The sequence below is a fragment of the Streptomyces stoeckheimensis genome, from assembly GCF_045822005.1.
In the GTDB taxonomy this organism is placed as follows: domain Bacteria; phylum Actinomycetota; class Actinomycetes; order Streptomycetales; family Streptomycetaceae; genus Streptomyces; species Streptomyces stoeckheimensis.
The window spans coordinates 6,625,423-6,642,053 of the sequence record NZ_CP169550.1; the positions used below are offsets into that span (position 1 = coordinate 6,625,423).

At 73.1% G+C, this 16,631-nt stretch carries 18 protein-coding genes and 1 tRNA gene; 10 read left to right on the forward strand and 9 right to left on the reverse strand.

Translation table 11 applies throughout. The features are described from left to right. Positions 1-101: 101 nt before the first annotated feature. The 3 genes from ACE1OC_RS29985 to ACE1OC_RS29995 are packed head-to-tail and all read left to right on the forward strand — an operon-like array spanning position 102 to position 2,854. Positions 102-1,232, forward strand: coding sequence for an LLM class flavin-dependent oxidoreductase (locus ACE1OC_RS29985; protein ID WP_351375522.1), 1,131 nt, complete (start codon positions 102-104; stop codon positions 1,230-1,232). A 3-nt stretch (positions 1,233-1,235) separates the two neighbouring features. Beyond that, complete coding sequence (locus ACE1OC_RS29990) at positions 1,236-1,967, forward strand: SDR family NAD(P)-dependent oxidoreductase (RefSeq protein ID WP_407839631.1); 732 nt, start codon at positions 1,236-1,238, stop codon at positions 1,965-1,967. Continuing rightward, the gene (locus ACE1OC_RS29995; RefSeq protein ID WP_407839632.1) at positions 1,964-2,854 is read left to right on the forward strand and encodes an alpha/beta hydrolase; all 891 of its coding nucleotides are present in this window, start codon (positions 1,964-1,966) and stop codon (positions 2,852-2,854) included. Before ACE1OC_RS29990 ends, ACE1OC_RS29995 begins: the two co-directional genes overlap by 4 nt. Before the next feature lie 4 nt (positions 2,855-2,858). Here the strand turns inward: ACE1OC_RS29995 and ACE1OC_RS30000 are convergent. Continuing rightward, positions 2,859-2,940: transfer RNA gene (locus ACE1OC_RS30000), tRNA-Ala, on the reverse strand. A 134-nt stretch (positions 2,941-3,074) separates the two neighbouring features. Between ACE1OC_RS30000 and ACE1OC_RS30005 the strand changes: the two genes are divergently transcribed. After that, complete coding sequence (locus tag ACE1OC_RS30005) at positions 3,075-3,329, forward strand: hypothetical protein (RefSeq protein ID WP_407839633.1); 255 nt, start codon at positions 3,075-3,077, stop codon at positions 3,327-3,329. Here the strand turns inward: ACE1OC_RS30005 and ACE1OC_RS30010 are convergent. The 5 genes from ACE1OC_RS30010 to ACE1OC_RS30030 all read right to left on the reverse strand — a co-directional run bounded on the left by ACE1OC_RS30010 (position 3,259) and on the right by ACE1OC_RS30030 (position 8,575). Then, positions 3,259-4,551, reverse strand: a complete 1,293-nt coding sequence (locus tag ACE1OC_RS30010; RefSeq protein ID WP_407839634.1) for an MFS transporter — start codon at positions 4,549-4,551, stop codon at positions 3,259-3,261. The two genes, ACE1OC_RS30005 and ACE1OC_RS30010, sit on opposite strands and share 71 nt — an antisense overlap. A gap of 244 nt (positions 4,552-4,795) precedes the next feature. After that, positions 4,796-5,953 (reverse strand): acetyl-CoA C-acetyltransferase, encoded by a 1,158-nt coding sequence (locus tag ACE1OC_RS30015; RefSeq protein WP_407839635.1) that lies wholly within the window; start codon positions 5,951-5,953, stop codon positions 4,796-4,798. A gap of 55 nt (positions 5,954-6,008) precedes the next feature. After that, positions 6,009-6,620, reverse strand: a complete 612-nt coding sequence (locus ACE1OC_RS30020; protein ID WP_407839636.1) for a TetR/AcrR family transcriptional regulator — start codon at positions 6,618-6,620, stop codon at positions 6,009-6,011. A gap of 15 nt (positions 6,621-6,635) precedes the next feature. Then, on the reverse strand, positions 6,636-7,430 hold the full coding sequence (locus ACE1OC_RS30025; protein WP_407839637.1) for an SDR family oxidoreductase: 795 nt from the start codon (positions 7,428-7,430) through the stop codon (positions 6,636-6,638). Continuing rightward, on the reverse strand, positions 7,427-8,575 hold the full coding sequence (locus tag ACE1OC_RS30030) for an acyl-CoA dehydrogenase family protein (protein WP_407839638.1): 1,149 nt from the start codon (positions 8,573-8,575) through the stop codon (positions 7,427-7,429). The genes ACE1OC_RS30025 and ACE1OC_RS30030 overlap by 4 nt, the downstream gene beginning before the upstream one ends. A gap of 46 nt (positions 8,576-8,621) precedes the next feature. Here ACE1OC_RS30030 and ACE1OC_RS30035 point away from each other — a divergent pair, with 46 nt between their 5' ends. The 3 genes from ACE1OC_RS30035 to ACE1OC_RS30045 are packed head-to-tail and all read left to right on the forward strand — an operon-like array spanning position 8,622 to position 11,604. Further along, complete coding sequence (locus tag ACE1OC_RS30035) at positions 8,622-9,476, forward strand: enoyl-CoA hydratase (protein WP_407839639.1); 855 nt, start codon at positions 8,622-8,624, stop codon at positions 9,474-9,476. Then, positions 9,476-10,621 carry an acyl-CoA dehydrogenase family protein gene (locus ACE1OC_RS30040; RefSeq protein WP_407839640.1) on the forward strand — a complete coding sequence of 382 codons (1,146 nt, stop codon included), beginning with the start codon at positions 9,476-9,478 and terminating at the stop codon, positions 10,619-10,621. The genes ACE1OC_RS30035 and ACE1OC_RS30040 overlap by 1 nt, the downstream gene beginning before the upstream one ends. Continuing rightward, a complete protein-coding gene (locus ACE1OC_RS30045) occupies positions 10,621-11,604 on the forward strand; it encodes an acyl-CoA dehydrogenase family protein (protein WP_407839641.1) in 984 nt (327 codons plus the stop codon). The genes ACE1OC_RS30040 and ACE1OC_RS30045 overlap by 1 nt, the downstream gene beginning before the upstream one ends. Here ACE1OC_RS30045 and ACE1OC_RS30050 read toward each other — a convergent pair. Genes ACE1OC_RS30050 through ACE1OC_RS30060 form a run of 3 tightly spaced genes read right to left on the reverse strand, consistent with a single transcriptional unit; the run spans position 11,586 to position 13,536 of the window. After that, the gene (locus tag ACE1OC_RS30050; RefSeq protein ID WP_407839642.1) at positions 11,586-11,960 is read right to left on the reverse strand and encodes a YrdB family protein; all 375 of its coding nucleotides are present in this window, start codon (positions 11,958-11,960) and stop codon (positions 11,586-11,588) included. The genes ACE1OC_RS30045 and ACE1OC_RS30050 overlap by 19 nt on opposite strands. A 54-nt stretch (positions 11,961-12,014) precedes the next feature. After that, positions 12,015-12,827: a class I SAM-dependent methyltransferase gene (locus ACE1OC_RS30055; protein ID WP_407839643.1), complete on the reverse strand. Its 813-nt coding sequence runs from the start codon at positions 12,825-12,827 to the stop codon at positions 12,015-12,017. Between the two features lie 55 nt (positions 12,828-12,882). Beyond that, a complete protein-coding gene (locus ACE1OC_RS30060; RefSeq protein WP_407839644.1) occupies positions 12,883-13,536 on the reverse strand; it encodes a response regulator transcription factor in 654 nt (217 codons plus the stop codon). Between the two features lie 228 nt (positions 13,537-13,764). Here ACE1OC_RS30060 and ACE1OC_RS30065 point away from each other — a divergent pair, with 228 nt between their 5' ends. From ACE1OC_RS30065 to ACE1OC_RS30075, 3 genes are all read left to right on the forward strand, one after another. Then, on the forward strand, positions 13,765-14,907 hold the full coding sequence (locus tag ACE1OC_RS30065; RefSeq protein WP_407839645.1) for a peptidoglycan DD-metalloendopeptidase family protein: 1,143 nt from the start codon (positions 13,765-13,767) through the stop codon (positions 14,905-14,907). 125 nt (positions 14,908-15,032) lie between these two features. Next, on the forward strand, positions 15,033-16,238 hold the full coding sequence (locus ACE1OC_RS30070) for a sensor histidine kinase (RefSeq protein WP_407839646.1): 1,206 nt from the start codon (positions 15,033-15,035) through the stop codon (positions 16,236-16,238). A gap of 127 nt (positions 16,239-16,365) precedes the next feature. Further along, positions 16,366-16,569: a cold-shock protein gene (locus ACE1OC_RS30075; protein ID WP_112447913.1), complete on the forward strand. Its 204-nt coding sequence runs from the start codon at positions 16,366-16,368 to the stop codon at positions 16,567-16,569. The last annotated feature ends 62 nt before the right edge of the window (positions 16,570-16,631 follow it).

The following is a 16,631-nucleotide window of genomic DNA, read 5'->3' on the forward strand; positions in this document are numbered from 1 at the left end:
TTCGCGGCGGCCCTTCCCCCGGTCTGATATGACTGCTAGAAGTGTTCCTATTCGAAATACATCCGACGTGCCGTGCGCAGCGCACGGCTGGGAGGCACCCCGTGAAGTTCTCGATGATCTTCGAGGCGCAGCTCGTCGACCCGACGCCCGAACGCGAGCGTCAGGTCATCCACGACTGCGTCGAACAGGCCGTGTTCGCCGAGGAGATGGGCTTCGACCGGATCTGGGCCGTGGAACACCACGCCCTCACCCAGTACGCCCACATGAGCGCCTCCGAGATCTTCCTGACCTGGGTCGCCGCCCGGACCGAGAAGATCCGCATCGGCCACGGCGTCGTCACCATGCCCTTCGGCTACCAGCACCCCGTGCGCGTGGCCGAACGCGCCGCCATGCTCGACGTGCTCTCCGGCGGCCGCGTGGACATCGGCGCCGGACGCGGGGCCACCCGCCAGGAGATGTCCATGTACGGGGTCCGCCCCGAGGACACCTATCCGCAGATGGAGGAAGCGCTGCGGATCTTCTCCTCCGCCTGGCGCGAGGAGAAGTTCGAGTGGCACGGCTCCATCGACATCGGCCCCGGCGCGATCCTGCCCCGGCCGGTCCAAGACCCGCACCCGCCGCTCTTCATGGCCTGCTCCAAGCACGACACCCTCAAGCTCGCCGCCGAACTGGGCATCGGAGCCCTCGTGATGGGCTTCGCCGGCGCCGACGACGTCCGTACGATGCGCAAGGTCTACGACGAGGCCATCGCCACCCGCAGCGGCGACCGCTTCGTCTCCACCGAGGTCAACGACCACCTCTCCGCGCTCTGCCCCACCATCGTCCTCGACGACGCCGAGCGCGCGCTGCGCCTGGGCACCCGCGGCCAGCGCTTCTTCGCCGAGTCCATCGCCCACTGGTACGGCAACGCCCCCGAGCCCACCGGCTACTCCGAGGACGAGACCGCCGAGGAGCACGTGGCCGCGCTGGAGAAGGGCCGCGAGGAGCTGGTCGCCAAGCTCCACGAGGCGAACATCCCGGCCCGCCCCATAGACACCGGCACCTACAACGCCGAGCATGCCTACGGCAACGCCCAGACGGCCATCGCCTACGTCGAGCAGCTGCGCGAGATCGGCGTCGATGAGGTCATGTGCCTGATCCAGATGGGCACCGTCCCCCAGGAGGCCTGCATGGAGACCATCCGCCAGTGGGGCGAGACGGTCATCCCGCACTTCCGCGCCCTGGAGGGCTGACCCATGAGCCCCTCCCTCGACGGCAAGGTCGTCGTCATCACCGGCGCCGGACGCGGCCAGGGCGCGGCCGAGGCCCGGCTGTGCGCCGAGGCCGGCGCGCGGGTCGTGGTCACCGACATCCGGGAGGACGAGGGCCGCGCGGTCGCCGCCTCGCTCGGCGACCAGGGGCTCTACGTCCACCACGACGTGGCCGACGCCGACAGCTGGGCGGAGGTGGTCCGCGAGGCCGTACGCGCCTTCGGCACGGTCTCCGCCCTGGTCAACAATGCCGCGCTGTGGCGCACGGCCCACGTGGAGCGCCAGGGCCTGGAGGACTTCGAAGCCCTCCTGCGGGTCAACCTGCTCGGGCCGTTCCTCGGCATCCAGGCGGTGGCCCCGGTGCTGCGCGCCGCCGGAGGCGGCTCCATCGTCAACGTCTCCTCCACCGCCGGGCTGGTCGGCATCCCGGGCCACGCGGCGTACGGATCGACGAAGTTCGCCCTGCGCGGGCTCACGAAGTCGGCCGCGCTGGACCTGGCGGGGGACCGGATCAGGATCAACTCCGTGCATCCGGGGGCGATCGACACCCCGATGGTCAGCGAGGCCGTGGCGGGGCGGGACTGGTCGCACCTGCCGCTGGGGCGGATCGGGCGGCCCGAGGAGGTCGGGGAACTGGTCCTCTTCCTCTGCTCGGACGGCTCCTCGTACATCACGGGCGCGGAGTTCACGGTCGACGGGGGGATGACGGCGCGATGAGCGGCACCGATCGGCTGTCCCCGGCGGCCCGCGAGCTGTGCGACGCGATGACGGCCTTCTTCCCCGGACCGGGGGACCCGGCCGCCCTGCGCGCGGCCGCGGCCGCCTCCCCGCGCGGCGGCGCGGAGGTGGCCTCCGTGCGGGACGCGGACGCGGACGGGGTCCCCGTCCGGATCTACGACCCGGCGCCGGGGGCCGCGGGCCGCCCCCTCGCCGTGTTCCTCCACGGCGGCGGCTGGGTGATGTGCGGCCTGGACACCCACGACGCGCTGTGCCGGGCGCTGGCCGTGGCCTCGGGCGCGGTGGTGATCTCCGCGGACTACCGCCTCGCGCCCGAACACCCCTGGCCGGCCGCGCCCGACGACGCCCTGACGGTGCTGCTGTGGGCCCGGGCGCGGGCGGCAGCACTGGGCTGCGACCCCGCGCGGCTGGTCGTCGCCGGGGACTCCAGCGGTGGCAACCTCGCGGCGGTGACGGCCCTGCGGGCCCCCGAACTGGTCGCCGGCCAGCTGCTGTTCTACCCGGCGCTGGACGCCTCGATGGAGCAGCCCTCGGTGGCGGAGTTCGGGGAGGGGTACTTCCACACGGCCGCGCACATGGCCTGGTACTGGGACCAGTACGGCGGCGACCCGGACCACCCCCACGTCTCCCCGCTGCGGGCGCCCGACCTCTCGGGGCTGCCGCGCACGCTGCTGGTCCTGGCCGACTGCGACGTCCTGCGGGACGAGGGCCTGGCCTACGGGCGCCGGCTGGGCGGGGCGGGCGTGGACTGCGGGGTCCACCTGGTCCCCGGGGTCTTCCACGGCTTCCTCGGCCTGCCGCTCCCCGCCGCGGCCACGGTGATCGGGGCGGCGGGCGCGTGGGTGGCGGCGACACCCGCGAAGTAGGGGGTGGGGGGCTGGGCGGCCGGATTCGAACCGGCGTCCTCCTCCATGCTGTGTAGGCGCACTACCTCTGTGCTACGACCCAGCCCTTGCTCCGGATCCTAGGGCCCGCCGGATGGGCACGCGGATATCCCCGGCATGATGTGCGCATGTCGATATCGGTCCCGGGGGCGCTGGCGCGCAACTCCCTCGCCTCGCAGCGGAGTTCGCCGCCGCCCTGCTGATGCGCGGCTCCCAGCCGCACTGGCTGCCGATCCTGCTCGGCCTGGTCGCCCTCGTGTCCGGACTGCCGCACGGCACCGACGCCGGCTTCGTCCACCGGATCGCACTCGCGCTCGGCGCGGTGGCGATCGCCCTGTCCGCGGCCCGCGCCCTGGACTCCCCCGACCCGCTCCTCTGGCAGATCCTCACCGGAGCCCTGGCCCTGGCCCAGACGGTTTCCCTGACCCGCCTCTCCCGCCGCGACCAGGCCCGCTGAACCGGCCGGCCGGGGCGGCGGTCGGCTGCCGCGGCGCGGCCGCCGCGGCCCAGGGTGTGGTCCTGTCGGCGCGCGGCAGCAAGGCGATGGCCGGCACGGTGAAGGCCACCGCCACGGCGAAGAGCGGCGGGTATCCGTGGCCCGCGATCAGCGCGCCCGCCAGCGGCGGGACGAGGACCACCGCGGCGTGCTGCCCCATCTGGTGCACCCCCAGGGCGCGGCCCGCCCAGTCGGGGCCGGCGTACTCGGCGACCGCCGTGCTGTGCAGGCCGGTGGTGCTGACCGTGAGGCCCGAGGCCAGCAGCAGGGCCACGGTGGCGACCGGCGAGTGCCAGGCGGCGCCGGCGGTGAGCAGCACCAGGTCCGCCGCGGTGGCCACGGCCAGCAGCCGCATCGGCCGGACCCGGCTGGCCACGGCGTCGGACCACCAGCCGGCGAGCAGCCGCACGCCCGCGCCGGCCAGGTTGGCCACGGCCAGCACGGTGCCGGCGGTGCCGGCGGACCATCCGCGCACCTCGGTCAGGAAGAGCAGGGAGAACCCGGTCACCACGAACTGCGGCACGCACAGAGCCGCGGCGACTCCGTTCAGCCTCCACAGGTAGCCGCCCCGGAACGGGGTGGGCGTCAGCTCACCGGCCGCCCGCACGGGACGCGGCGGGTCGGCGGCGAAGAGGACCATCGCCACCCCCGCACCCCCGCACAGCGCGGCGCAGAGACCGAAGGCCGCGGACAGGCCGGCATGGTGGGCGACCGGGGTCAGGACGGCGGCGGCCAGTGCGATGCCGAGCGGCTGCGAGGCCTGGCGCACCCCCATCGCGATGCCCCGCCGGGCGGGCGGGAACCAGCCGATGACCAGGCGTCCCGAGGCCGAGCTGACGGAGGAGCCCGCGGCCCCGGCCAGTACGAGCAGCGCGCCCAGCGACCGGACCCCGGGCGCGGCGGCCGCCAGGGCCATCGCCCCGGCAGCGCCCAGCAGTCCGGCCGACAGCGCCACCCGCTCTCCGTACCGGTCGGCGACCACGCCCCAGCCGATCAGGCCGAGCAGTACCCCGGCGATCGGGCAGGAGACGAGGACCCCGGCGCCCACCAGCGACAGCCCGAGCTCGCGCTGGAGCGCGGGGAGCAGGTAGGGCAGCCCGTAGAGCACCGTCGTGCTGGCGGTCTGGCCACCGGTACCCAAGGCGAGCATCAGCCAACTGCGGGGTATCCGCTCCTCTTTCATGCCGGCACTCTAGTGAGCGTCCCGCCATGCGAGACGAATATTTCGCATGGCGGGAAACGCCGCCTCGCCTAGCGCGTGCCCTGGTCGCCGATCCCCGGCTGTCCGAAGGTGTCCGGGACCGGCTGGGTCGCCCATCGAGGCCTCCGATCGTGTGTCGACCAGGGCCACGAAACACCATGGGGCGGTGTGCCGGCGGTAAAGGCGGCCCCCGGGAGCAGTGCCCCGGGGGCCGTTCCGGCGGGGGCTAGAGCCGCTCGATGATGGTGACGTTGGCCTGGCCGCCACCCTCGCACATGGTCTGGAGGCCGAACCGGCCGCCCGTGCGCTCCAGTTCGTGGAGCAGGGTCGTCATCAGCTTGACGCCCGTCGCGCCCAGGGGGTGTCCCAGGGCGATCGCGCCGCCGTTGACGTTGACCCGCTCCGGGTCCGCGCCCGTCTCCTTCAGCCAGGCCAGGGCCACCGGGGCGAAGGCCTCGTTGATCTCGACCAGGTCGATGTCGGCGAGGGACATGCCCGTCTTCTTCAGGGCGTACGCCGTCGCCGGGATCGGAGCCGACAGCATGCGGATCGGGTCCTCGCCGCGCACGGACAGGTGGTGGATGCGCGCCCGCGGGCGCAGCCCGTGTTCCCGTACCGCCCGCTCCGAGGCCAGCAGCATCGCCGCCGCACCGTCCGAGACCTGGGAGGAGACCGCCGCCGTGATCGTGCCGCCCTCCATGACCGGCTTGAGCCCCGCCATCTTCTCCAGGGTGGTGTCGCGGCGCGGACCCTCGTCCACCGACACCGACCCGTACGGCACGATCTCCCGCTCGAAGCGGCCCTCGTCGATCGCGCGCAGCGCCCGCTGGTGGGAGCGCAGGGCGAACTCCTCCATGTCGAGGCGGGAGATGCCCCACTTCTCGGCGATCAGCTGGGCCCCGTAGAACTGGTTGACGGGGGAGTCCCCGTACCGGGCCCGCCATCCCTCCGAGCCCAGGTACGGGCCCTCGGTGAAGCCGAGCGGCTCCGCTGCCTGCCGCGAGGCGAAGGCGATCGGGATCATCGACATGTTCTGGGTGCCGCCGGCGACCACCAGGTCCTGGGTGCCGGACATGACGCCCTGCGCCGCGAAGTGCACGGCCTGCTGCGAGGATCCGCACTGGCGGTCGATGGTGACGCCGGGGACCTCCTCGGGGAGACCCGCCGCCAGCCAGGCCGTCCGGGCGATGTCGCCGGCCTGCGGCCCCACCGTGTCGAGGCAGCCGAAGACCACGTCCTCGACGGCCGACGGGTCGACCCCGGACCGTTCGACGAGGGCCTTGAGGACGTGTGCCCCCAGATCGGCCGGGTGGACCTCGGACAGGCCCCCCTTGCGCCGCCCCACGGGGGTGCGTACCGCTTCGACTATGTAGGCCTCGGGCATCGGAACTCCTCAGGGATATCCAGGCATCGGGCAGGTGCCGGGGACGTGTGCGGGATTACGTGCGTGTGGCGATGCCGTCCAGGACCATGGACAGGTACTGGCGGGCGATCTCCTCGGGGCTGTGCTGGCCGCCCGGCCGGTACCAGGACGCCGCCACCCACACCGTGTCGCGCACGAAGCGGTAGGTGAGGCGGATGTCCAGGTCGGCGCGGAAGACCCCGTCCTCGACCCCGCGCTCCAGCGTCCCCAGCCACGCCTTCTCGAACTTGACCTGCGAGTCGGAGAGGTAGTGGAAGCGGGGCTGGACCGACAGGGTCCGGGACTCCTTCTGGTAGATGGCGACGGCGGCGCGGTGCCGGTCGATCTCCCGGAACGATTCGGTGACGAGGGCCTCGATGGTCTCCCTGGGTCCGAGACCGGCGGCGAGGACGGTGTCGTACCCCTCCCACAGCTCGGTCAGGAAGGCGGAGAGGATCTCGTCGAGCATCGATTCCTTGGAATCGAAGTGGTAGTAGAGGCTGCCGGCGAGCATGCCGGCGGCGTCGGCGATCTTGCGGACGGTGGTGGCGTTGTAGCCCTGCGCGGCGAAGACCTCGGCGGCGGTGTCGAGGAGTTCGCGGCGGCGCTCGGGCGACGCGGTCACCTGCTTCTTCTTGTTCGTTGGCACGGGGCCATTCTGGGCCTACGCGTGCTGACTGCTGACCGACACGGTCTCGCCCGTCATGTACGACGAGTAGCCGCTGGCCAGGAACACGATGACGTTGGCGACCTCCCAGGGCTCGGCGTACCGGCCGAAGGCCTCGCGGGCGGTGAGTTCCGTGAGCAGCTCCTCGCTGGTGACCTTCACCAGGTGCGGGTGCATGGCCAGGCTCGGCGCGACCGCGTTGATCCGTACGCCGAACTCCGCCGCCTCCAGCGCCGCGCAGCGGGTCAGCGCCATCACCCCGGCCTTGGCGGCGGCGTAGTGGGCCTGCCCGGTCTGGGCGCGCCAGCCGATGACGGAGGCGTTGTTGACGACCACCCCGCCCGTTCCGGAGGCCCGCATGGAGCGCATCGCGGCGCGGGTGCAGCGGAAGGTGCCGTTCAGCGTCACGTCGAGGACGCGGGACCACTGGTCGTCGGTCATGTCGACGAGGCTCGCGGTGCCGCCGAGCCCGGCGTTGTTGACGACGAGGTCGAGACGGCCGTGGAGCCGTTCGGCGAGCGCGAAGAAGGCGCCCACCTGCTCCTCGTCGGTGACGTCGCAGGGCAGGGAGGCGACCCGGTCCGCACCGAACTCCGCGGCCAGCGCCTCCTCGCTCTCCTTCAGGCGGCGGGCGTGCGCGTCGCCGATGAGGACGCGGGCCCCCTCCTCCAGGAAGCGGCGCGCGGTGGCCCCGCCGATGCCGGCCCCGGCGGCCGCGGTGATCACGGCGCTCCGGCCGGCCAGCAGTCCGTGCCCGGCCACGTACTCGGGTGCGTTGCCGATCGGGTTCATGCCCGTACCTCCTTGGGAAGGCCGAGGATGCGCTCGGCGACGATGGTGCGCTGGATCTCGTCGGAGCCCGCGTAGATGGTGTCGGAGCGGGAGAAGAGGAAGAGCCGCTGCCAGTCGTCGAGGTCGTACGGGTCCCCGTGCGCCCCGGCCGCGAGCAGCGAGGCGGCTCCGCAGACGTCCACGGCGAGTTCGCCGAGGTCCCGGTGCCAGCGGGCCCAGTACAGCTTGGCCGTGGACGGGGCGACCCCGGGCCGCAGCGCGGAGGCGCGCATGGTCTCCAGGCCGATCCAGGCCCGCACGAGCCGGTCGCGGATCAGCGGATCGGCCATCGCGCCGTTGCGCTTCGCCAGCGCGGCCAGGTCCTCGAGCTCGCGGCGGAAGCCGACCTGCTGGCCGAGGGTGGAGACGCCGCGCTCGAAGCCGAGGGTGGCCATGGCGACGGCCCAGCCCTCGCCGGGCGCGCCGACCACGTGGGCGGCTTCGGTGCGGGCCCCGTCGAAGAAGACCTCGTTGAACTCGGAGGTCCCGGTCAGCTGCACGATGGGCCGGACCTCCACCCCGGGCTGGTCCATCGGGACCAGGAGGTAGGACAGTCCCGCGTGCCGGCGGGAGCCGGGCTCGGTGCGGGCGACGACGAAGCACCACTGCGCCTCGTGGGCCAGGGAGGTCCAGATCTTCTGGCCGTCCACCACCCACGCGCCGTCCACGAGGGCGGCCCGGGTACGGATGTTAGCCAGGTCCGAGCCGGCGTCGGGCTCGCTGTACCCCTGGCACCACAGCTCCTCCACGGCCCGGATGGGCGGCAGGAAGCGCCGCCGCTGCTCCTCGGTGCCGTGCGCGATGAGGGTGGGGCCGAGGAGCTGCTCGCCTATGTGGTTCACGCGCGCGGGCGCGTCGGCCAGCGCGTACTCCTCGTGGAAGGCGATCTGCTGCGCCGTGCTCGCGCCGCGGCCCCCGTACTCGACGGGCCAGCCCACGCAGGTCCAGCCGTGCGCCGCCATGTGCCGTTCCCAGGCGAGGCGTTCGGCGTAGGCCTCGTGCTCCCGGCCGGGTCCGCCGCGGCCCTTGAGGGCGGCGAACTCGCCGGTGAGGTGGGCCCGTAGCCAACTCCGAACCTCGGTGCGGAACTCCTCGACGCTGCTCATGGCCGTACGTTAACCTACCAAACACTTGTTAGGGAAGGATGCAGCGATGCCCGGAGAGATGTCCGACGAAACCCCCGTGCTCTACGAGCGCCGCGGCCCGGTCGCGTACGTGACCATGAACCGCCCCCGGTACCGCAACGCCCAGAACAGCGCGATGACCTACGCCCTCGACGACGCCTTCTACCGGGCCGCCGACGATCCCGCGGTCAAGGTCGTCGTCCTGGCCGGGGCCGGCGAGCACTTCTCGGCGGGCCACGACATCGGCACCCCCGAGCGCGACGCCCACCTGCCCTTCGAACGCCGGGCCGGCCTCTGGTGGGACCACTCCCAGCGCTCCGGCGCCGAATCCCGCTTCGCCCGCGAATCCGAGGTCTACCTCGGCATGTGCCGGCGCTGGCGCGAACTGCCCAAACCCGTCATCGCCTCCGTCCACGGCGCGTGCGTGGCCGGCGGGCTGATGCTCGCCTGGGTCTGCGACCTGATCGTGGCCAGCGAGGACGCCTTCTTCGCCGACCCGGTCGTCCGCATGGGCATCCCGGGCGTCGAGTACTTCGCCCACCCCTGGGCCATGCCTCCGCGCATCGCCAAGGAATTCCTCTACACCGGCGACCGGATGCCCGCCCGCCGCGCCCACGAGATCGGCATGGTCAACCGGGTCGTCGAGCGGGCCGAACTGGCCGAAGCCACCGACCGGCTCGCCCTGCGGATCGCCGAGATGCCCTCCTTCGGACTCGCCCTCACCAAGCGGGCCGTCAACCAGGCCGAAGACCTCCAGGGACTGCACACCGGCATGGACTCCGTCTTCGGCCTGCACCACCTCGCGCACGCCCACAACGCCGAAACGGCGGCGGACTCGCTCGGCGGAATCAACATCTCCGCGATGAAGGAGGCGAACAGCTGATGGACCTGAACCATGCGGCGGACGTGGAGGCCTTCCGGGCCGAGGCGCGCGACTGGCTCGCCGCCCACGTGCCCGCCACCCCCCTGCCCTCCCTGGAGACCCGCGAGGGCTTCGCCGCCCACCGGGAATGGGAGGCGCTCCTGCACTCCGCCCGTTGGTCAGTGGTGTCCTGGCCCGAGGAGTACGGCGGCCGCGGCGTCGACATCGAACACTGGCTGGTCTTCGAGGAGGAGTACTGGTCCGCCGGCGCGCCCGGCCGGGTCTCGCAGAACGGCATCAACCTGCTCGCCCCCACCCTCTTCGACCACGCCACGGACGAACAGCGCGCCGGCGTCCTGCCCTCCATGGCGAGCGGCGAGGTGATCTGGGCGCAGGCCTGGTCCGAGCCCGAATCCGGCTCCGACCTCGCCTCCCTCACCTCCCGCGCCGTGCGCACCGAAGGCGGCTGGCTGCTGTCCGGACAGAAGACCTGGTCCTCGCGGGCCGCCTTCGCCGACCGGGCCTTCGGCATCTTCCGCACCGACCCCGACGCCCCCAAACCCCACCAGGGCCTCACCTACCTGATGTTCGACCTGCACGCCCCCGGGGTCACCGTGCGGCCCATCGGCCGCCTCGACGGCAAGCCCGCCTTCGCGGAACTCTTCCTCGACGAGGTCTTCGTCCCCGACGCGGACGTCATCGGGGAGCCCGGACAGGGCTGGCGGATCGCCATGTCCACCACCGGCAACGAGCGCGGGCTCACCCTGCGCGCCCCGGGCCGCTTCCTCGCCGCCGCCGACCGCCTCGTGGGGCTCTGGCAGAGCCACGGGGACCCGGCCGACACCGCCCTGCGCGACCGGGTCGCCGACGCGGTCGTCGGAGCGCGCGCCTACCAGCTGTTCACCTGGGCCAACGCCTCCCGCTTCGCCGCCGGAGAGACGATCGGCGCCGAGTCCAGCCTGAACAAGGTGTTCTGGTCCCAGTACGACATCGCCCTGCACGAGAGCGCCCTCGACCTGCTGGGCCCCGACGCGGAACTCGCCGACGGGGAATGGGCCGAGCCGTGGATCTTCTCCCTCGCCGGTCCCATCTACGCGGGGACCAACGAGATCCAGCGCGACATCATCGCCGAGCGGCTGCTCGGCCTCCCGAAGGGCCGCCGCTGATGCGCTTCCTGCCGTCCGAAGAACAGTCGGACTTCGCCCGCACCCTGCGCGGCCTGCTCGGCACCTGCGACGTCCCGGCGGCGGTACGGGCCTGGGGCGCGGGCGACCACGCACCGGGCCGGGCCGTGTGGGCGCGGCTCGCCGATACCGGACTGTTCGCCCTCGCGGCCGACGAGGCCCACGAGGGCATGGGCCTCATGCCGCTGGAGCTGGCCACCGGCTTCGTGGAGCTGGGCCGGGCCGGGGTCCCCGGCCCGGTGGTGGAGACGGCCGCCGCCGCCGTACTCCTGACCCGGCTCGGCGACGAAGCACTGGCCAAGCGGTTCCTCCCCGGGCTGGTCGCGGGGGAGACCTCGGCCACCCTCACCCTGCCCGGCGGCGGCCCGTACGCCCTGGACGCCGACGCGGCCACCCACCTCTTCACGGTGTCCCCGGCCGGGGAGCTCCGCCTGGCCCCCGGCGCCGGACCGCTGCGCACCTCCACCGACCCCGCCCGCCGCCTGGCCCTCCCGGACGGCGGCGGCGAACTCCTCGCCGCCGGCCCGGCGGTCACCGCGGCGGCCCGGGACGCCGCGGACTGGGCCCGGCTGCTCACCGCCGCCCAGTGCCTCGGCACCGGCGAGGCCCTCCTCGCGCGCACGGTGGAGTACGCGAAGCAGCGCACGCAGTTCGGCACGGCGATCGGCGGCTTCCAGGCGGTGAAGCACCGGCTCGCCGACACCCTGCTCGGCCTGGAGTTCGCCCGGCCCCTGCTGTGGGCGGCCGCGCTCTCCTTGGCCCCCGGGGAGATCGCCGCGGCGAAGCTGACCGCGGGCGAAGCGGCGTACGCGGCCGCCATGACCGCGCTCCAGCTCCACGGCGCCGTCGGCTACACCGAGGAACTCGACCTCTCCCTGTGGCTGCGCAAGGCCCGCCCGCTGCGCGACGCCTGGGGAAGCCCCTCGCGGTGCCGGGAGGCGGTGCTTCAGGAGCGGCCGCGGTAGTAGGTCGCCAGGGCGGTGTTCAGCACGACGACCACCGTGAACCAGAGGGACGGCAGCCGCTGCCCGAGCGCGAGCAGCGCCAGGGCGGCGGCGCCGAACACCACCGCCTTCACCCCGAGCTGAGCGGCGAGCGGGACGGCGTACCGGGCCTTCGGCGCGGCGAACATCCCCCAGAGCACGGCGGCGGCGAGCGGCGCGGCCACCGCCAGGGCGAGGGAGCCCGCCCGCCCGATGTCACGGGTGTAGCCCCACCAGGCGAGCAGGCCCAGGGCCAGCAGCTCCAGCAGGAAGGCGAGGCCCTCGTTGGCGAGGAAGAACACCTTGAGGGCGGGGGGCAAGGGAGAAGGGGAAGCCATGCCCGCCAGCCTCGTACCGCCGGGGCGGAAGGCGCTACTCCGAACCGGGCCGTCTCAGAGGACGGCCACGCTGACGCTCACCACGTAGGGCTCTTCCACCGTCCCGTCCGGAAAGAGCGGGTTCAGCCGCTCCCGCTCGGCGTCCAGGAACTCCCGCGTCCCCGCCTCACCCAGCAGCAGGAACGCGGAGTGGCTGGCCAGGTTCGCCAGGTGGGCCTCCAGCGGGATCCGCCGGGACCACGGGACGCTCCGCGTGGCGAAACCGGAGTCGAGGCCGCGCGGAAGCGTGCGGTAGCCCAGTGCCTGGGCGCTCCCGCCGACCGCGCCGGCCCCGCCCACGACCGCGCCGCCCGGGCCGTCGGCCCCGAAGAAGGCACGGATCCGCTCGCCCTGCCCCGCGACCCAGTCGGCGGACTCGTCCAGGTCGTTCCACCAGATCGCGAGCGCCCCGCCGGGCTTCAGCACCCGGTGGGCCTCGGGCACGGACCGCGCCGGGTCCGTCCAGTGCCAGGCCTGGGCGTACGTCAGGAAGTCGAAGGCGGCCCCGGCCAGCGGCAGCCGGTCCCCGTCCCCGCGCACGATCGGGATCCCCGGCCGGGTGCGCCGGAACTCCGCCGCCATCCCGTCCCCGGGCTCCACCGCCACCACCTCGGCGCCCCGGGCGCGCATCGGCGCCGTCCCGATCCCCGTTCCCGCCCCCACGTCGGCGACCCGGGCCCCGGCGAACCGGCGCCCGGCCAGCTCCTCGACGGCGTCGTACAGCGCCTCGGGATAGCCGGGCCGGTGCTGCCCGTAGAGAGCGGCGGCGCTGTCGAAGGACCGGGCCCGGGAGCGGGCAGTCGTCCGAGGTGTCCGCGTCGTCGTCATGGTTGCCATTGTTTGCGATCACGCACGTCCCGGCCAGACCGCTTCGGGACAGTGGTCAGGCGGCGCGGACCAGCCCCGCCTCGTAGGCGAGGATCGCGGCCTGGGTCCGGTTCGAGAGGTCGAGCTGTGTCAGGATCCGCGAGACGTACGTCTTCACGCTCGCCGGGGACAGGTGCAGCGCCTCCGCTATCTGCAGGTTCGTCCGGCCCTCGCCGACCAGCGCGAGGACGTCCCGCTCGCCGGGGGACAGGGTGGAGAGCTGCTCCGCGTGGTCGGGCGCCCCGGTGCGGGTGTCCGCCCGTTCCAGCAGCACCCGCATCACCCCGGGCGCCAGCGCGCTGCCGCCCGCCGCCACCGTGCGGATGCCGGCGAAGAGCTCCTCGGGGCGCAGGTCCTTCAGCAGGAATCCGGCCGCTCCGGCCCGCAGCGCGTCCAGGACCAGGTCGTCCGCCGTGTAGCCGGTGAGGACGAGCACGCGCGGCGGCTCCGGCAGCCGCAGCAGCTGCAAGGTGGCCTCCATGCCGTCGACCTTCGGCATGACCAGGTCCATCAGCACCACGTCCGGCCGGTACGTGCGCGCCAGCGGCACCGCCTCGGCCCCGTCGGCGGCTTCCGCGACCACCTCGATGTCGGGCGCGCTCGCGAGCAGGGTCACCAGTCCCGACCGTATGAGGCTCTGGTCGTCGACCACCATCACGCGGATCGTCATGTGACCCACCTCCCCTGAATCCCCGTCTTATTGCGGACATTACCGCCATATCGGGACTTAAGTCCGTCCAACCCTCCCTCCCCAGTCCCCTTTTGCTGCCCGTCCTGTCCTCTTTCGGCGACTTCGGCGACCCCCCGTCCTCCCGGACGGTGGTTACCGAGGCAGAACGCACCACCGCTTCACCCGGTGCACCGGCCTCCGCAATGTCCCCGAAGTCAGGAACTCCGCATGTCTTTCCCGTCTGCTCGTACCCTCGCCGGTCTCGTTGTCGCCGGTATCGCCGCACCCGCCGCCGTGGGTCTCGTGGCACAGCCCGCGTCCGCCGCGTCGGTCGGCACGTGGGACAAGGTCGCCCAGTGCGAGTCCACCAACGACTGGAGCATCAACACCGGCAACGGCTACTACGGCGGCCTGCAGTTCTCCTCCAGCACGTGGGCGGAGTTCGGCGGCCGGCAGTACGCCCCCCAGGCCAACCAGGCCACCAAGGCGCAGCAGATCGCCATCGCCGAGAAGGTCCTGGCGACCCAGGGCCCCGGCGCCTGGCCCTCCTGCGGCAAGCTCGCCGGCCTCCAGCGCGGCGGCCCGGCCCCGGAGGCCCCCGCGGCCCCCGCCAAGGGCACCGGCACCTCGACCGCCGACAAGAACACCGAGACCCCGGCCGCTCCGAAGCGTGCCCAGGGCGCCAACAGCTACACCGTCGTCAGCGGGGACACCCTCGGCACCATCGGTTCCGAACTGGGCGTCAGCTGGCAGAGCCTCTACTCCGAGAACCGCTCGGTGATCGGGTCCAACCCGGACATGATCCTCCCGGGCCAGCGCCTCGCGTACGGCTCCGGCTCCGGCGGCTCCTCCGACTCCGGCGGCAGCACCCCGGCCGCGCCGAAGTCCTCCAGCCCGTCCGGCTCCTCGAAGTCCTCCGACTCCTCCGACTCCTCCGAGTCCTCGGGGAAGCGCTCCAGCAGCAGCGCCAAGGGCGTCCTGCCCGTCTCGGGCGGCAGCATCTCCGCCCGCTACCACCAGGCGGGCGGCTGGGCGGCCGGATACCACACCGGCATCGACTTCGCCGTGTCCACCGGCACCCCGGTCCGGGCCGCGGCCGCGGGCACCGTCGTCTCCTCCGGCTGGCAGGGTGCGTACGGCAACGCCGTGGTCATCAAGCACGACGACGGCCGCTACACCCTCTCCGCCCACCTGTCCTCGGCGACCGCCTCCGAAGGCGAGCGCGTCTCCGCCGGCGAGCAGATCGGCCGCTCCGGCAACACCGGCAACTCCACCGGCCCGCACCTCCACTTCGAGGTGCGCTCCAGCAACAGCTACGGCGCCGACGTCAACCCGGTCACCTGGCTGAACGGCCTCGGCGTCTCCCTGTAGCGGACCGGCCGGGCCACCGAGAACACGTCCCCCCGGGATGCCCCTTCGGCGGAAGGAGGGCAACCTGGGGGGACGTTTTGGCATGCTCTGCGCAGCTTTGTGCGCGGACGGGGAGGGGTGGAGTCATGCAGGCCGTGCCCGGTCGCACCGGACAGCTGCTGGAACGGGGTCTGCGGACCCTGACGGGGGAGGGCAGCGGGGCTCCGGACCCGGTGCGGGCCCGCCGCACCGACGGCTGGCTCGCCCTGCTCTGCGGACTGCTCACCACCCTCAACCTCCACGACGTCCACCGCTTCGGCCTCGTCACCGACTACCCCACCAGCCTGGCCGCCGGCTGGCTCGCGGCCGTCTCGCTGCTCTGGCGCCGCTCCCACCCCTGGCTCCCGGCCCTCGCGGCCACCGCCGCCACCGTCGTCTCCGACGACCGCGGCCCCCTCGTCTTCGCCGCCTACGCCCTGGCCGCGTACGGCCGGTCCCACCGCTGGGTCGGGGTCCTGCTGATGGGCGTCGTCTACGCCGCCACCCGCGACCTGTTCCTGCCGCTCGGGTACGCGGGGCGCGACCCCGCCTCCTTCGTCCTCGGCTCCATCCTCGTGCCCGCCCTGTACGGGGAGACCGTGCGGCGCAACCGGCACGTCATGACCGCGCTGCGCGAGCGGGCCCGCCAGGCCCACGCCGCCGTGGACCAGGCGGCCGACCTCGCCGTCGTCCAGGAACGCACCCGTTTGGCCCAGCGCACCCACGACGGGCTCGGCCACCGGCTCACCGCCCTCACGATGCAGGCCGCCGCCCTGCGCCTGGACGCCGAGGCCGACCCCCGGGTCCGGGAGGCCGCCGGCGCCGTGGAGGAATCGGCGCGGGCCGCGATGGCCGAGGTCAGGGAGGTGCTGGACATGCTGACCGACCCCGCGGGCAGCCGCGCCCACACCTCCCCCGTGGACGTGGGCCGCTTCCTCGGCTCCCTGGCCCGGAACATGCGGGCCACCGGCATGGAGATCACCCACCACACCCAGCCCGGCCTGGGGTCCTTCCCGGCCGCCGACGGGCGGCTGCTGCTGCGGATAGCCCGCGAGGGGCTCACCAACGCGGCGAAGTACGCCCCCGGCTCCGCCGTTCGGATGAATCTTTACGCAGAGGACGGGGAGGTCCGCCTCGACGTGGTCAACACCGCCCCGGAGGGGGAGAGGATCGTCCTCGACTCCGGTGGGATGGGCATTCCGGGGCTCCGGCGGGCCCTCACGGAGGTGGGCGGGAAGCTGCGTGCCGGATCCACTCAGGACGGAGGTCACATGCTCGCGGCGACACTCCCCGACCGACGTGTGCTAGCTTAGAGCTCGTTGCAGTTGTGGTACCCATGAACTTTATGTGCGCCTGACGGGAATGCTCCGACAGGCGCTTTTATTGTTTTGCCGGAATCTCCGGATGGGGCCCTTTGCCGCCTATTCAGGAGATTCAAAAATGGCACTTGGCACCGTGAAGTGGTTCAACTCGGAAAAGGGCTTCGGCTTCATCGAGCAGGACGGTGGCGGCCCGGACGTCTTCGCCCACTACTCGAACATCGCCACCCAGGGCTTCCGTGAGCTCAACGAGGGCCAGCGCGTGTCCTTCGACGTCACCCAGGGCCAGAAGGGCCCCCAGGCGGAGAACATCCTCCCCGCCTAAGGCAGTCTGCACGCCGGGGTCCGCACCGAGTAGGTGCGGGCCCCGGCTTGTCTGCTGTTTCG

Excerpts from the sequence above, each read along its gene's own strand:
- ACE1OC_RS30070 (WP_407839646.1), top strand. The coding sequence starts at position 15,033 with ATGCAGGCCGTGCCCGGTCGCACCGGACAGCTGCTGGAACGGGGTCTG.
- ACE1OC_RS30015 (WP_407839635.1), bottom strand. The coding sequence starts at position 5,953 with ATGCCCGAGGCCTACATAGTCGAAGCGGTACGCACCCCCGTGGGGCGG.
- ACE1OC_RS30035 (WP_407839639.1), top strand. The coding sequence starts at position 8,622 with ATGCCCGGAGAGATGTCCGACGAAACCCCCGTGCTCTACGAGCGCCGC.
- ACE1OC_RS30050 (WP_407839642.1), bottom strand. The coding sequence starts at position 11,960 with ATGGCTTCCCCTTCTCCCTTGCCCCCCGCCCTCAAGGTGTTCTTCCTC.
- ACE1OC_RS29990 (WP_407839631.1), top strand. The coding sequence starts at position 1,236 with ATGAGCCCCTCCCTCGACGGCAAGGTCGTCGTCATCACCGGCGCCGGA.
- ACE1OC_RS30065 (WP_407839645.1), top strand. The coding sequence starts at position 13,765 with ATGTCTTTCCCGTCTGCTCGTACCCTCGCCGGTCTCGTTGTCGCCGGT.
- ACE1OC_RS30025 (WP_407839637.1), bottom strand. The coding sequence starts at position 7,430 with ATGAACCCGATCGGCAACGCACCCGAGTACGTGGCCGGGCACGGACTG.
- ACE1OC_RS30010 (WP_407839634.1), bottom strand. The coding sequence starts at position 4,551 with ATGAAAGAGGAGCGGATACCCCGCAGTTGGCTGATGCTCGCCTTGGGT.
- ACE1OC_RS30055 (WP_407839643.1), bottom strand. The coding sequence starts at position 12,827 with ATGACGACGACGCGGACACCTCGGACGACTGCCCGCTCCCGGGCCCGG.
- ACE1OC_RS30005 (WP_407839633.1), top strand. The coding sequence starts at position 3,075 with ATGCGCGGCTCCCAGCCGCACTGGCTGCCGATCCTGCTCGGCCTGGTC.
- ACE1OC_RS30045 (WP_407839641.1), top strand. The coding sequence starts at position 10,621 with ATGCGCTTCCTGCCGTCCGAAGAACAGTCGGACTTCGCCCGCACCCTG.
- ACE1OC_RS30040 (WP_407839640.1), top strand. The coding sequence starts at position 9,476 with ATGGACCTGAACCATGCGGCGGACGTGGAGGCCTTCCGGGCCGAGGCG.
- ACE1OC_RS30030 (WP_407839638.1), bottom strand. The coding sequence starts at position 8,575 with ATGAGCAGCGTCGAGGAGTTCCGCACCGAGGTTCGGAGTTGGCTACGG.
- ACE1OC_RS30060 (WP_407839644.1), bottom strand. The coding sequence starts at position 13,536 with ATGACGATCCGCGTGATGGTGGTCGACGACCAGAGCCTCATACGGTCG.
- ACE1OC_RS30075 (WP_112447913.1), top strand. The coding sequence starts at position 16,366 with ATGGCACTTGGCACCGTGAAGTGGTTCAACTCGGAAAAGGGCTTCGGC.
- ACE1OC_RS29995 (WP_407839632.1), top strand. The coding sequence starts at position 1,964 with ATGAGCGGCACCGATCGGCTGTCCCCGGCGGCCCGCGAGCTGTGCGAC.